We start from the raw sequence: 13,417 nt of genomic DNA, 5'->3' as shown, positions 1-13,417 counted from the left end.
AACCCGCTTGGCGCAGGTGCCCGGCGACCCGTTAACGAACGCTGCAAGATTCCTTTTATGTTTTCGGCCTATTCGTCTTCCAATGCGTAGGTCGAGTTTTAGTAAAATTGTAGCCGTCACCGTGCTGCTGGCCCTTTCCGCCTGCGCGACGCCGCCCAGCCATATCAACGATGTCTGCGCCGTCTTCGACCAGAATGATGGCTGGTTCGACAATTGGCAGGCGGCGGCCGAGCGCGCTGAACAGAAATACGGCGTGCCGGTTCCGGTGCTGATGGCCACGGTGCGCAAGGAATCCGGTTTCAAGAGCAATGCCAGGCCGCCGCGCACCAAGCTGCTCGGCTTCATTCCGTGGAAACGTGTTTCCAGCGCCACCGGCTTTTCGCAGGCGCTAGACGGAACATGGTCGCAATATCAGAGCGAGACCGGCAGCTGGGCGGCGCGACGGACAAAATTTGCCGACGCCGTCGATTTCGTCGGCTGGTATCATTCCAAGACCGCCGATACGCTCGGCGTCGCCCGCAACGACACCTACAATCTGTACCTGGCCTATTACCTCGGCTGGACCGCCTATGGCCGCGGCAACCGCGGCGATGCCGGCGTGCAGGGATATGCACGGGCCACTGAGAAAATGGCGCAGGACTATGCCGTGCAGCTACGCCAATGCGCCAATTGACCGCGCTGCGGGGCTAATTTCCATCCCTCCGTCCGTCAGCTCGGCTTCTTGCCGCGCGGACGCTTGGGCGGAACGCCGGCGAAGCCCGGACCGGTGCCGTGCGGTGCATCCTCCGGCACGCCCTCATGCGCCGCATGCTCCTTGTCGAAACTGATCACCGGCTCCATTTTCGCCAGCACGTCGTCGGCCAACCAGCACAGGCTCATATGGCCGTCGCCGAGATGTTTGACCGGCGGCACCTTCGTCTCGCACAGATTGTCCGGCACCAGTTTCTTGTAGCCGCAGCGCGTCTGGAACGGACAGCCCGATGGCGGGTTCATCGCCGACGGGATGTCGCCCTCCAGCACGATGTGCCGCTTCACCACGCTGGTGTCGGCGATCGGGATCGCCGACAACAGCGCCTCGGTATAGGGATGATAGGGCGGCGAGAAGATCTGGTCGGTCGTGCCTTGCTCGACGATATAGCCGAGATACATGACGACGACGCGGTCGGCGATGTAGCGCACCACCGACAGATCGTGGCTGATGAACAGCATCGTCGTCTTGTTCTTGCGTTGGATGTCCATCAGCAGTTCGGTCACCGCCGCCTGAACCGACACGTCGAGCGCCGAGACCGGCTCGTCGGCCACCACCACCTTGGCATCGCCGGCAAAGGCCCGCGCCACGCCGATGCGCTGTTTCTGGCCGCCTGACAGCTGGCGTGGCTTGCGGGTCTCGAACGCCCTCGGCAGCTTCACCAGGTCGAGAAGTTCAAGCATGCGCTTGCGGCGATCGGCCACCGTGTTGCCGACATTGAACTTCTCCAGCGTGCGGATGATCTGCGAGCCGACCGAATGGCTGGGATTGAGGGTGTCGAACGGATTCTGGAACACCATCTGGATCGATGACACCGTTTCCACGCTGCGCTTTTCGATGCCGGTCGACTGGATCTCCTTGTTACCGAGCGTCACGCTGCCGGAGCTTGCCGTCTCCAGCCCGAGCAGCACCTTGGCCAGCGTCGACTTCCCGCAACCGGATTCGCCGACGATGGCGACGGTCTCGGATTCGCGCGCCATGAACGAGATCGTCTCGTTGGCCTTGACGACGCGGCCTTCGCTCGAACCGAACACTTCGTTGCCACCGACCTTGTAGTACTTCCTCAAATCCTCGATCTTGAGCACCGGCGCGCCGGGCACGACGCGCTCGTTGACCTTCTTGGCGCCGGGGGGCAGCGCTTCCCAGTCGATCTCGTTGAAGCGCACGCAGCGCGAAAAATGGCCGTCATGGCCCTCGACCGCGATCATCGGGATTTCGGCGGCGTTGCAGACGCCCTCGACGAAATGGTGGCAGCGCGGGCCGAAATTACAGCCCTTCGGCCGCTCGTGCGGCAGCGGCAATTGCCCCGGGATCGAGACAAGCGGCCGCGTGTTCTTGTCGGCGCCGGGCAGCGGGATCGAGCGGAACAGGCCTTGCGTATAGGGATGGCGCATCCGGTCGAACACGTCCTTGATCTTGCCGGTCTCCACCGCTTCGCCCGAATACATCACCGTGATGCGGTCGCAGGTCTCCAGGATCAGGCCGAGATTGTGCGACACGAAGATCATCGAGGTGCCGAACTTCTCGCCGAGGCCCTTGACCAGGTCGACGATGCCGGCCTCCACCGTCACGTCGAGCGCCGTCGTCGGCTCGTCGAGCAGCAGCAGCGCCGGCTTCGACAACAGTGCCATGGCAATGACGATGCGCTGCTGCTGGCCGCCGGAAAGCTGGTGCGGGTAGGAGCGCATCATGCGCTCGGGATCGGGCAGCCTGACCGAGCGCACCATTTCCAGCGCGCGTTTGTAAGCCTCTTCCTTCGACACCTTGTCGTGGATCAGCGGCACTTCCATCAATTGTTGGCCGACCTTCATCGCCGGGTTCAGGCTCGCCATCGGCTCCTGGTAGATCATCGCGATCTTGTTGCCGCGGATGGCGCGCAGTTCCTCGTCGGACAGCTCGCCCATGTCCTTGCCCTGGAACTTTATCTTGCCGCCGACGATCTTTCCGATGTTGGAGAGGTCGCGCATGATGCCGAGCGACACGGTAGACTTGCCGCAACCGGATTCGCCGACGATGCCCATCGCCTCGCCAGGCATGACCGTGCAGGAAAAATCCATGACGGCCGGTATCTCGCCCTTGCGGGTGAAGAAGGAGATCGAAAGGTTCTCGATCTCGATGATCGGCCCATCGGTCGGCTTGCCGGGATTTCGAACTGCCTCATTCATGGGTCGCTCCAATCCTTGTTTTTCAGGCACGTCTGGGTTCAGAAAACCCGTCCTCGATCAGTCTTTCATCGATTGTTCGCGCAGCGAGTCGGCGAGAAGGTTGAGGCCGAGCACAAACGACATTAGCGCGATTGTCGGCGGCAGCGCCGGATGGATGAAGGAGCGCAGCAGGCGGCTGGCATCCTTGATCGCGGTGCCCCAGTCCGGGCTCTCCGGCGCCAGCCCCAGGCCGAAATAGCCGAGCGTGCCGAGCAGGATCGTGGTGTAGCCGATGCGCAGGCAGGCATCGACGATCAGCGGTCCGCGCGCATTGGGCAGGATTTCCCACAGCATGATGTACCAGGGCGATTCACCGCGCGTCTGCGCCGCCGCCACATAGTCCCGCGTCTTGATGTCCATGACCAGGCCGCGCACGATGCGGAACACGCCGGGGCTGGAGGCGAACACCACCGCCACGAAGATGTTGAGCTGGTTGGGATCGATGTGGATGATCTTAAGCGGATCGGCGTCGAAGACGAGACCGGCATAGACCCAGCCGCCAAGGATCAGCGTCAGTCCGAGGAGAATGTAGAGACGATCGGGCCGGTTCTTGTAACGAGTCCAGAACAGCACGCTGAAGAAGATGATCGGGAACATGAAGAACAGCCCGGCCATTGCGTAGGGGATCGGCGTGTCCATGATGCCCGGCGTCACCAGAAGGTAGAACAGCAGGATCACCGGGAAAGCCAGCACGAGATTGGCGAGGAACGACAGCACCGTATCGATCTTGCCGCCATAATAGCCGGCCGGCAGGCCGAGCGTGATGCCGACCATCAGCGCGAAGCCGGTCGCCGCCGGCGCGATGATCAACACGATCTGGCTGCCATACACCATGCGGCTGAACACGTCGCGGGCGAGCTTGTCGCCGCCGAACAGGTAGACAAGTCCCGATTTCGGTTCGATCGCGCCCGGCAACGCGTCCTTCATGATCGGGACCTGGGCGAGCGGATCGAAGGGCGCGATGGTGGCCGCGAAGATCGCCGTGAACAGCCAGAACAGGCAGATGCCGACACCGACGATGCCGACGCCGCTGTCGAAGAGCTGGCCGTAGAGGCCGAGCCTCTTCTTGTAGGTAAAGCTCGCTCCCATCACCAGGGCGAGAGCGATCCAGACCGGCCAGAAACGTGCAAGCACGCCAAGGACGATATTGAAGGCACTAAGATATTCGACCTGCATCCGCCCGATCTCCTACTGGACTCTGATACGCGGATTGAGAAACGCGTAGCCGACATCGGAAATGAGCTGGGTGATCAGGACGATAAACACCGAGACCAGCGAACAGCCGAGCAAAAGGTCGATGTCGTTGTTGCCGGCGGCCTCGACCAGCGTGTAGCCAAAGCCTTGGTAGCGGAACATCACCTCGACGATGACGACGCCGGTGAGCAGCCAGGGAAACTGCAGCATGATGACCGTGAAGGGCGCGATCAGCGCGTTGCGCAAAGCGTGCTTCACCACGACGCTGCCGAAGCCGAGGCCTTTCAGGCGGGCAGTGCGGATATATTGCTGCGTCATCACCTCGACCATTGAGGCGCGTGTCATGCGGGCGATGTAGCCGATGCCGTAGATCGCCAGCGTCATCACCGGCAAGGTGAAATTGTAGAAGGTGATGCCCTGGCTGGCCGAGGCCGCAGAACCGTTCAGCCAACCGAGCCACGAGGCGAAGACGATGGTGAAAATGACGCCCGACACATATTCGGGCGTCGCCGTCGAGGCGATCGACGCCACCGACAGCACGCGGTCGGTCCGCGAGCCCTCGCGCATGCCGGCAAGGATGCCGATCAAGAGCGAGACCGGCACCATCACCAAAAGCACGCAGAGCATCAGGATGCCGGTGGCGCCAAGTGCTGGAAACAGCTTCGACGCGACCGTCGTCTTGAACTTGGTCGAGCAACCGAAATCGCCCTGCAGGATGCCTGAAAATGTCGGCTCGAGCGGATCGTTGCAGAAGGAGAAACGCTGCGCCGGCTTGCCCGTCTCCGGATCAGTCACCGGCTGCTTGGGCATGATGCCCAACCATTGGCCATAGCGGGCGAAGAAGTTCTGCCGGTAGCCATGTTCCACCAGCCAGCTTTCCAGCTGCTCGGCCGAGGTATGCATCTCCGTCTGGCTGATCGCCAGCTTCTTCAGATTCGGGTCGAGATTGATCAGGAAGAAGACGACCATCGTCAAGCACAGCATCGTCAATGCCATGGTACCGAGACGCCTGATAACGAAAGAAAGCATGGCGGCCCCCTGCCGGTCTGGTTGGGGTTGGAGCCAATCTTGAAAGCGAGCCCTGCCGTCAGGCGACAGAGCAAGCCGTCAAAACAGGCCCTCGGATGCGATCAGCCTTGTTTTATTGCACGCCCCCGACCGAAGAGTCCGCAACTTTCTTGCTGCGCGGACTTGTCGGTTCGGGGTTGATGCAAAGAGCGAGAAAAGGGGCGAACTGCCCCTTTTCCGGTATCGGCCCGATCAGGCCTCGTCGAGCCATACCTTGCCGTAGTCGCGCTCGAAGGTCGGATGCATCTTGTAGTTCTGCACCGCCTTGACCGAATGGCTGTAGAGCTTGCGCCAGTACGGCTGAATGATGATGCCGGAATCCTGCAGGATCTGCTCGATGTCCTTCATCATTTCCTTGCGCTTGGCGGCGTCGGCGACGGCGAGCGCGGCATTGAGCTTGGCGTCCCATTCAGGATTCGAATAGGCTGTCTCGTTCCAGGCTTCGCCGGTGCGGTAACCGATCGCCAGAACCTGGACGCCGAGCGGGCGCATGTTCCAGTTGGTCATCGACAGCGGATACTTCGTCCAGTCGTTCCAGAACGTCGAACCCGGCAGCACCGTGCGCTTCACCTTGATACCGGCATCGCGCATCTGGGCGGCGATGGCATCGCCGGTGTTCTTGTGCCAATCCTCGTCAACCGTGATCAGATCGTGCTCGAAGTCGGCCTGGCCGGCTTCCGCCATCAGTGCTTTCGCCTTGGCCGGATCGCGCGCAACCTTCGCAAGCTCAAAATACTCCGGATGGATCTGGCAGACATGGTGGTTTTCGGCGACCGTGCCAGCATTGCCGTAACCGAGCTGGAGGACAACACTGTTGTCGACCGCGAGCTGCAGCGCATTACGGACCTTCTGGTCGTCGTAGGGCTTGTTGGCGATATTGGCGCGGCAGACGATGGTCGAGGCGGTGACGATTTCGGACTTCACCAGGTCCAGGCCGTCGAGGATCGACACATAGTCGGCCGAGGTCTCGAAATTGGTATGCACTTCGCCGGCCTCGAAAGCGCTGACCGTGGCAGCCGGATCGGTGCCGTAGTCGATGAACTCGACGCCATCGAGGAAGACCTCGCCGTCCCACCACTTGTTGTCTTCGCGGCGCTTGTAGACCACTTTCTGGCCGACGTCGTAGGAGACGAGCTCGAACGGGCCGGTGCCGATCGGGCAGGCTTTGAAGTCGCCGCCCTTCTCGTCGAAGGTCTTGTGGACGATGAGGCCGGGATAGTCGCACATGTTCGGGATCAGCGCGATGTCCGGCGTGCCGAGCTTCAGCTTGATCGTCAGGTCGTCGACCTTGGTTACCGCGCTCTCGTCCAGCTTGTCGTCCTTGACCAGCGTGCCGAGACGGCCGGGCATCGAATTGCCCTCGGCCTTCTTGTCGGCCCAACGCTTCAGGTTGAAGATGACGTCATCGGCGGTGAAGGCATCGCCATTCGACCAGGTCACGCCCTTGCGCACGTGCAGCGTGTATTCGGTAGCGTCGTCATTCACATCCCAACTCTCCAGAAGATAGGGACGGAACGTATATTCGGTTGTGTACTTGACCAGCGGTTCGAGCGCCTGGCGCGAGGCATTGGCCATTTCCGACCAGTCGGCCTTGCGCGGATCCTTGGGATCCTTGACCCACTGCGCGACCTTCAGGATGCCGCCTTTCTTGCCCTGTACCTCTTCCGCCTTGGCGGCAGTCGGCGCAGCAAGGCCAAGCATTCCGTAGGCCATCGCCGTCGACGCACCAAAGACGCTGGCCAGCGCGAGGAATTCGCGGCGATCCACGTTGCCTGCCCTGGCTTCTTCAGCCAGCGCCAGGATGTGATCCGGAACGCGATCCCCATTACTCTTGTAGATTCTCATGACAAACTCCCATTGTTGGCTTTCTGCCTTTTAACATTCCGCATCCGGGCCGTGATGTCAAAGACGGCGCGGGTTGGGAACATGTTGGGGAATGTGCAACTTTGAAAGGAGAGCGGTTCGCGCGATAACGACAGTCTTGGCGCAAAATTGCTACTGCCCGGCGGATTTCGCTAGAATCTCCGCAGTCGATTAAAATGAGACATTAGAAGGATTAGAGTAGCGCCAGCTCCGGATCGATAGCAGGCCAAACGCACTGACGCTCCTGTCGCCCCTCGATGCGCCAAGCATCAGGACTAGCCGAATGCCTCAATATTCTTTTTCGTAGAAAATGCCGCCCTTGGCTTCGCCGGCATCATTGGCCTCGCCGCGCAATTTGACCCCGCGCCCGACATTGAGATCGATCGTCGCCTTGCCCGAACCCGGCTTGTCGCCTTTCTGGATCGTCACATAGGTACGGTCGTTCAGATACTTTCCTGCCGAGACGGCGGTGCCGCCCTCGTCGTCCGTCGTCACGTCCAGATCGTCGACGCCGATCGCGCTGCGCAGGTTTTCGAGCAGTGAGGTCGAACCGCCGACGCCGGCCAGTTGTCCGGCAGCCTCGGCAAGCTGGGCGATCTGCAGCGGCGACAGGTTCGACATCGAGCGGCCGAAGATCAGCTGCGCCAGCACCTCGTCCTCGGGCAGCGCCGGCACGGACGAGAAGGTGAATTTCGGATTGGTCGCCTCGCCCGACACCACGATGGTGACGGTGGCGCTGGTCGTCGTTGTTTCAGCCGTGAGGTTGAGGTACGGCACCAGCGAACCCGAGAAGCCGACCGTGCCTTCGGTGAAGGTCAGCCGCTTGCCGAGGATCGACAGCCGCCCGCGCTGCAAGGTGAAGGTACCGACCGCCTGCGGCGACGATGCCGGGCCGGTCAGCTTGAGCGAGCCGCCAAGCTCGGCATCGACGCCCCTGCCCTGGATGAAGATCTGGTTTGGCGCATGGATGGTGACATCGAGGTTGAGGCCACTGCCACCGCCACCGCTCGCGGTCGCCGGCCGCAGCGCCTTGTCCTGCGCCCGCACGGCGCCCGGCGCGTTCTTGTGCTTGACGTCGAGCGCCGCCAGCGAGCCGGGCAGCTTTTCGGGTACGGTGATGACGGTCTTGGCCAGATTGACGGTGCCCGAAATCACCGGCGCCGAGGTGAGCGGTCCCTTGATGGTCAGGTCGCCGCCGAGATTGGCGGTGACCACCCGGCCATCGGTGTAGCGGCCGTCGACCAGTTTGATCGACAGGTCGGCCGGGAAACCTTGCCCCGGATTGATGCCGACCGTGCCGCTGGCCGAAAGGCTGCCGCGCGTCGACAGCGTACCGGTCAACCGGTTGATCCTGGCTACGCCGCTGCCGATCGAAACATCGGCGGTGATGTCGTTGACGGCGAGGCCCGAGCGCGCATCGACCAGACGGGCGCCGGACGTGCTGACGGTGCCGCCGATCACCGGCGACGTTGCCGGTCCGCGCACCTGCACATTGACATCGGCCGTGCCGGTTAGCGACAGGCCTTGCGCGGCGAGATTCCGGGTCAGGAAGCCGAACGGCACCTTGCCTGAGAAATCGAGCACAAGGGCGGGCGTGCCCGATGTCGTCACCGTGCCGCCGCCCTTGAGACCGAGACCGGCTCCGTCGCCAATATTGGCCTGGAAGGCCAGTTTGTTGCCGGCGAAGGTGCCCGACGACGACACGCTCATCCCACCGAAGCCGGCGCCGCGGGTCTGCGACGTCTGCACCCCGGTGGCATCGATGTTGAAGGCAACAGCCGGATTGGCCGGCGCGCCCGTCACCTTCACCGTACCGGAGATCGAACCAGCGGCATCGAGGCCCGGCGAGAAGCTGTTGGCTAGCGAGGCCGGAACCCGCGCCAGCGTCGCGCTGAGGTCGAGCGCCTGCCCGACCTTGCCCGTCACCGTCGCCGTGCCGCCGCCAAGGTTGAGCACGAGCTTGTCCAAAGCCGTCGCGCCGTTGGCGATGGTGATGGTCGAGGCCTGGGCGATGGCCGCCTTGATGCCGCGGATGGTCGCCTGGCCAGTGGTGAGTTCGATGGTGGTCGTGCCGTTGGCCACCTTCACCCGGCCGGCGGCCTTCGCCGGAATATCCCCAACGGTGGCGCCACCGGAAAAGCCGGTCCAGTCGCCATCACGGGTGAGGTCGACATCGATGCCACGGATGACGGTGGTGCCGGAGGTGACGCTGTCGGCACGGATCTTGCCGGAGATTACCGGTGCGGCGAGATAGTCGGCGATCAGCGCATCGATCGATACGGTCTTCGCCGAAAGGTCGCCACGGGAGATGGAAGCCGTGGCCGCCTTGATGGCGACTTGCGGCGCGGTGCCGGTCTTCGAGAAGACGATCGTGCCGCGCACATCGCCTTCCGCCTTTTCCAGCGCAAGGGCTGCAAGCGGGCCAATGTCAGGCAGGTCGAGCGAAACAGTGCCGACCGGCACGAAAGCCTCGTCGAGCGCCAGGTCGCCGGAAATCCGGTTCTTGCCCAGCGACAGCAACAGCCCGTTGATGGCGCTCTTGCCATCCGAAGTCGCCAGCACCGCGCTGCCTTGCAGGGCCTGACCGGCGACATTTCCCGTCAGTTGCACGTTGGCCGCCGGATTGGCGGCATCGGCCTTGCCGGTGGCCGTGAGCTTCAGCCCGGTGATCTCGCGCGCCGCGACCGAAAGCCGGTCGCCGGTAACCGTCAGCGACAGGTCCGGCGCAGTGCTGGGCCCTTGCGCATTCAACGCAAAAGCGATGGCGCCTTTGGCATCTTTCGACAGCAGCGAAATGTCGGTCAGAGCGCCCTTGATGTCGGCGACGACCTTGCCGTCGGCAAGGCTGGCCTGCCCGTCAGCGGTCAGCGCGCCGGAGGCAAGCTTGACCGGGTTGGCTGTGACGTTGCCATTGGCATCTCGCTTCAGCACGGCGCTGATTTCGGTACGTTCGGCAAGCATGCCGCGCACCGCCGCCGGCAGTGCCGCCGAGGCGGCATCCGCCTTGAGGTTGAGGTCTATGGCGCCGTCAGCCAGCGAAACCCGGCCGTTGAAGCCACTATTCAGCGCATCGCTCGTCACCGAGCCGGTGTCGATGACAATGGCATCGGTGGCGAGGCTGCCGGCAACCTTTGCCGTGATCTTTCCGGCAATCAGCGGCGCGATCGCCGGATTGTCGAGACCGATCTTTTCCGCCGAGACCGTGCCGGAAATTGGCCCCGTGCGGCTCTTCACATCGAAAGCGTCTGAGTGGAGGGCCAGGGTGATCCCCTCGACCTTGGTGAAATTCGTCGCGACCGAGGGAAGCGTCGCGGAAATATCGAGCTTCGGCTGCGTGCCTTGCCCGGCGGCTTTCACCGACAGCGCCTGCAGCTCGAGCTTGATCGGGCTCTCAGTGCTGCCGAACGCCAGCGGCAGGCTCGGACCGGCCGAGGCAAGGTCGAGCGAGAAATCGCTGGCGCCGTTGGGATTGATGGTGCCGGCCGCCTTGCCAGAAATCTTTTCGCCGGAAAGTGTCGCGTGGTCGATGGCGATACCGCCGGCGGTCGTGAAGCTGCCTGCCGCATCGACCGCGAGCGGCCCGAGTCCGGCCTGGCGGGTCTGGCTGGTTTCCGCGCCGCTGAGCTGCGCATTGAAACGAATGTCCGGGGCAGCAGCCGATCCCGTCACTTCAGCCGTTCCGCCGAGCGTGCCAGTGGCGTCGAGGCCGGGCGAAAAATCATTGGCAAGGGCTGCCGGCAATGCCGAGAAGGTAGCCGCGAGATCGAGCGTCTGGCCAGCGGTGCCGGATACGCTCACCGAGCCGCCGCCGACATCGAGTGCCAGCTTCTCGATACTGGCTGCTCCATTGGCGATGCTCAATGTCGATGGCTGCGCGATCGCCGCCTTGATGCCGCGAATGGTCGCCTCGCCCGAAGCGATCTCGACGCTTATCGTGCCATCCGCGATCTTCACCCGGCCGGCAGCTGTGGCTGGAATGCCTGCAATGGTGGCACCGCCGGTAAAGCCGGTCCAGTCGCCATCGCGCTTCAGGTCGACGCCGATGCCACTGATCTCAGTGGTTCCGGAGGTCACCGTATCGGCCTTGATCGTGCCGGAGATCGCCGGAGCCTTGAGATAGTTGGCGACCAGCGCGTTGACGGCGATGGTCTTGGCCGCCAGCTCGCCGCGCGAAATCGTGGCGCTCGTTGCGTCGATGGCGACGGTCGGCGCGCCACCGTCGTTCGAAAAGCGGATGGTGCCACGCACGTCGCCGGCGGCCGTCTGCCCGGCAAGTGCTGCCAGCGGGCCAATGTCGGGTGCATCGAGCGTCAGCGTGCCGAGCGGCAGCAAACTGTCGTCGAGCGCGAGGTCGCCCGAAACCTTGTTGTCGCCCAGCGACACGCTGAGCCCGTTGACGGACCGCTTGCCATCTGACGTGACCAGCGCCGCCTTGATGTCGAGCAACTGGTCGTTGGCGGAGCCAGTCAACGAGACATCCGCCGCGGGATTGGCGATATCGGCCTTCCCTGTCGCTGTCAGCTTGATGTCCTTCACCGTGCGGCCCGACGCCGTCAGGCTTTCGCTGTTGGCGGAGACCGAGAAATCCGGCGCGGAGCGCGCACCGCTTGCCGTCAGCGCGAAATCGATGCCGCCGGCGACCGGCACGCCAACCATGGGCGACAGCACCGAAACATCACCCAGAGTGCCCTTGATGTCGGCCTGGATGTCGGTGCCTTGCGCGCTGGCAGTACCGCTGGCGCTGAGCGAGCCGGAGGTGAATTCCAGCGAATTGGCGGCGAAAGACCCTTGCGGGTCACGGGTCGCGGTCGCCGAGAATTTCACCCGCGCGCCAAGAACCGCGCTGATCTGCGGCGGCAGTGCCGTCGAGACGGCATCAGCGTTCATCTTGAGCTGCATCGACAGGTCGGCCAGCGCCACATTGGCGGTCAGCGAGGCATTGAGCGCGTCGCTGCGCAGCGTGCCCTCGTCGATCGCGACGGCATCCTTGCTGACCGATCCGGCAAGATCGACCGTGACCTTGCCTGTGATCAGCGGCGCCAGCGTCGCCAGATCGGTGTTCAGGCCGCCGGCCTCCAGCTTGACAGTGACCGGCCCGCTGCGGTTCTGGACGTCGAAGCCGTCGGAATGGATTTGCGCCGCCAGATTGTCGAGCCGCGTGCCGCCCGCCACGATCGAGACAAAGGAGGCGCCGATGTCGACCATCGGCGCCTTGCCGTCGCCGAAGGCGCGCGCCGTGGCGCCCTTGATCGCCACCGTCACTGGCTGCGCCTTGCTGCCAAGGCTGAGCACGATCGGCGGGCCCTTGGCCGCGAGTTCGACCGAGAGATCGCTGGCGCCGTTCGGGTCAACGATACCGGCGGCAGTGCCGTGCACGGCGTCGCTGTCGATATTGGCGCGCTCGACATCGACGCCGCCGGCCGCGGTCGCGGTCCCGGCGAGGTCGAAGCTGGTCCTGCCCGCAAACACCGACTTCAGGTTTTCGGGCAGGAAGCGCGCGAAGTCGCCATCGCCTTTGGCTTCGACATGGTTGCCTTTGTCGGTGAGTTGGTGGCGGCCGGTCAGCTGGGTGACGATCTGGCCGCCGACGATGAAGGTACCGACGCCGCTCCAGTTGGCGACCGGGCCCGTGCCCGAGACAACGATGTCGACCGGAGGCGCATCTGGCAGTTTGAGCAGATTGGCAATGATGCCACCGGCCGGCTCCGACGCCTTCAGATCGAGGTCGAGCTTGTTGTCGGCGGGCGCGAAATGGACCTTGGCGTCGACCGTGCCTTGCTTGCCGTCGCGGCGTGTGATGTTGAGGTTCGTCTCGACTGCCAGCGGCGCAGCGTCGGCCTTGAGCGAGCCCTTTGCCACAAGTTCGGCAATGCCGGTTCCTGCCAGGGCCGGCCCAAGCGCGATTTCGGGAAGATCGATCTGCTTGACGTCGATCGATACCGGCAGCGTGGTCGTGCCGCTTTGATCGGGCTGCTGAGCGCCGGCCACCGGCAGCCGCGCCAGTTCGATGCGCTCGGCAGCGATGCGGTCGGCGTTGAAGGTTTTCGACAGCAGCGCCAATGGCGACCAGTCGACCGCCACTTTGCGCGCCACCAGCCAGGCACCCTGGCGGTCTTCCAGCACGACATGGTCGACGCTCAGCGCGCCGGACCAGATGCCGTCGATGCCGCTGACCGTGACCTTGCGGTCGTCCGTCGAAGCCATGGTCGAGATGATGCCGGCGAGGTTGTCGCGGCCACGCTCGGTCTTGGTCAATACGATGAGCGCACCGACTGCCCCCGCCACAACGATGAGCAGCGTGTAAAGGAAGATGCGAAGGATGCGTTTGAACGTTTTCATC

The 13,417-nt window shown here is 63.5% G+C and carries 6 protein-coding genes; 1 reads left to right on the top strand and 5 read right to left on the bottom strand.

What is annotated here, in order from left to right:
* Positions 1–82 precede the first annotated feature (82 nt).
* On the top strand, positions 83–673 hold the full coding sequence (locus LHFGNBLO_RS18960) for a transglycosylase SLT domain-containing protein (RefSeq protein WP_258609815.1): 591 nt from the start codon (positions 83–85) through the stop codon (positions 671–673).
* Between the two features lie 35 nt (positions 674–708).
* Here the strand turns inward: LHFGNBLO_RS18960 and LHFGNBLO_RS18955 are convergent, their stop codons facing one another.
* From LHFGNBLO_RS18955 to LHFGNBLO_RS18935, 5 genes are all read right to left on the bottom strand, one after another.
* A complete protein-coding gene (locus tag LHFGNBLO_RS18955; RefSeq protein ID WP_258600725.1) occupies positions 709–2,913 on the bottom strand; it encodes an ABC transporter ATP-binding protein in 2,205 nt (734 codons plus the stop codon).
* Positions 2,914–2,970: 57 nt separating this feature from the next.
* Positions 2,971–4,128, bottom strand: coding sequence for an ABC transporter permease (locus LHFGNBLO_RS18950; RefSeq protein ID WP_258600724.1), 1,158 nt, complete (start codon positions 4,126–4,128; stop codon positions 2,971–2,973).
* Between the two features lie 12 nt (positions 4,129–4,140).
* Positions 4,141–5,175: an ABC transporter permease gene (locus tag LHFGNBLO_RS18945; RefSeq protein WP_258600723.1), complete on the bottom strand. Its 1,035-nt coding sequence runs from the start codon at positions 5,173–5,175 to the stop codon at positions 4,141–4,143.
* Positions 5,176–5,406: 231 nt separating this feature from the next.
* Positions 5,407–7,059, bottom strand: a complete 1,653-nt coding sequence (locus LHFGNBLO_RS18940; protein WP_258600722.1) for an ABC transporter substrate-binding protein — start codon at positions 7,057–7,059, stop codon at positions 5,407–5,409.
* Between the two features lie 306 nt (positions 7,060–7,365).
* Positions 7,366–13,416, bottom strand: a complete 6,051-nt coding sequence (locus LHFGNBLO_RS18935) for a translocation/assembly module TamB domain-containing protein (protein ID WP_258600721.1) — start codon at positions 13,414–13,416, stop codon at positions 7,366–7,368.
* Position 13,417: the final 1 nt, after the last annotated feature.

Source organism: Mesorhizobium sp. AR10 (genome assembly GCF_024746795.1).
Taxonomy (GTDB): Bacteria; Pseudomonadota; Alphaproteobacteria; order Rhizobiales; family Rhizobiaceae; genus Mesorhizobium.
Note: the sequence above shows the minus strand (reverse complement) of the source record. Positions and strands in the feature narration are given on the sequence as shown.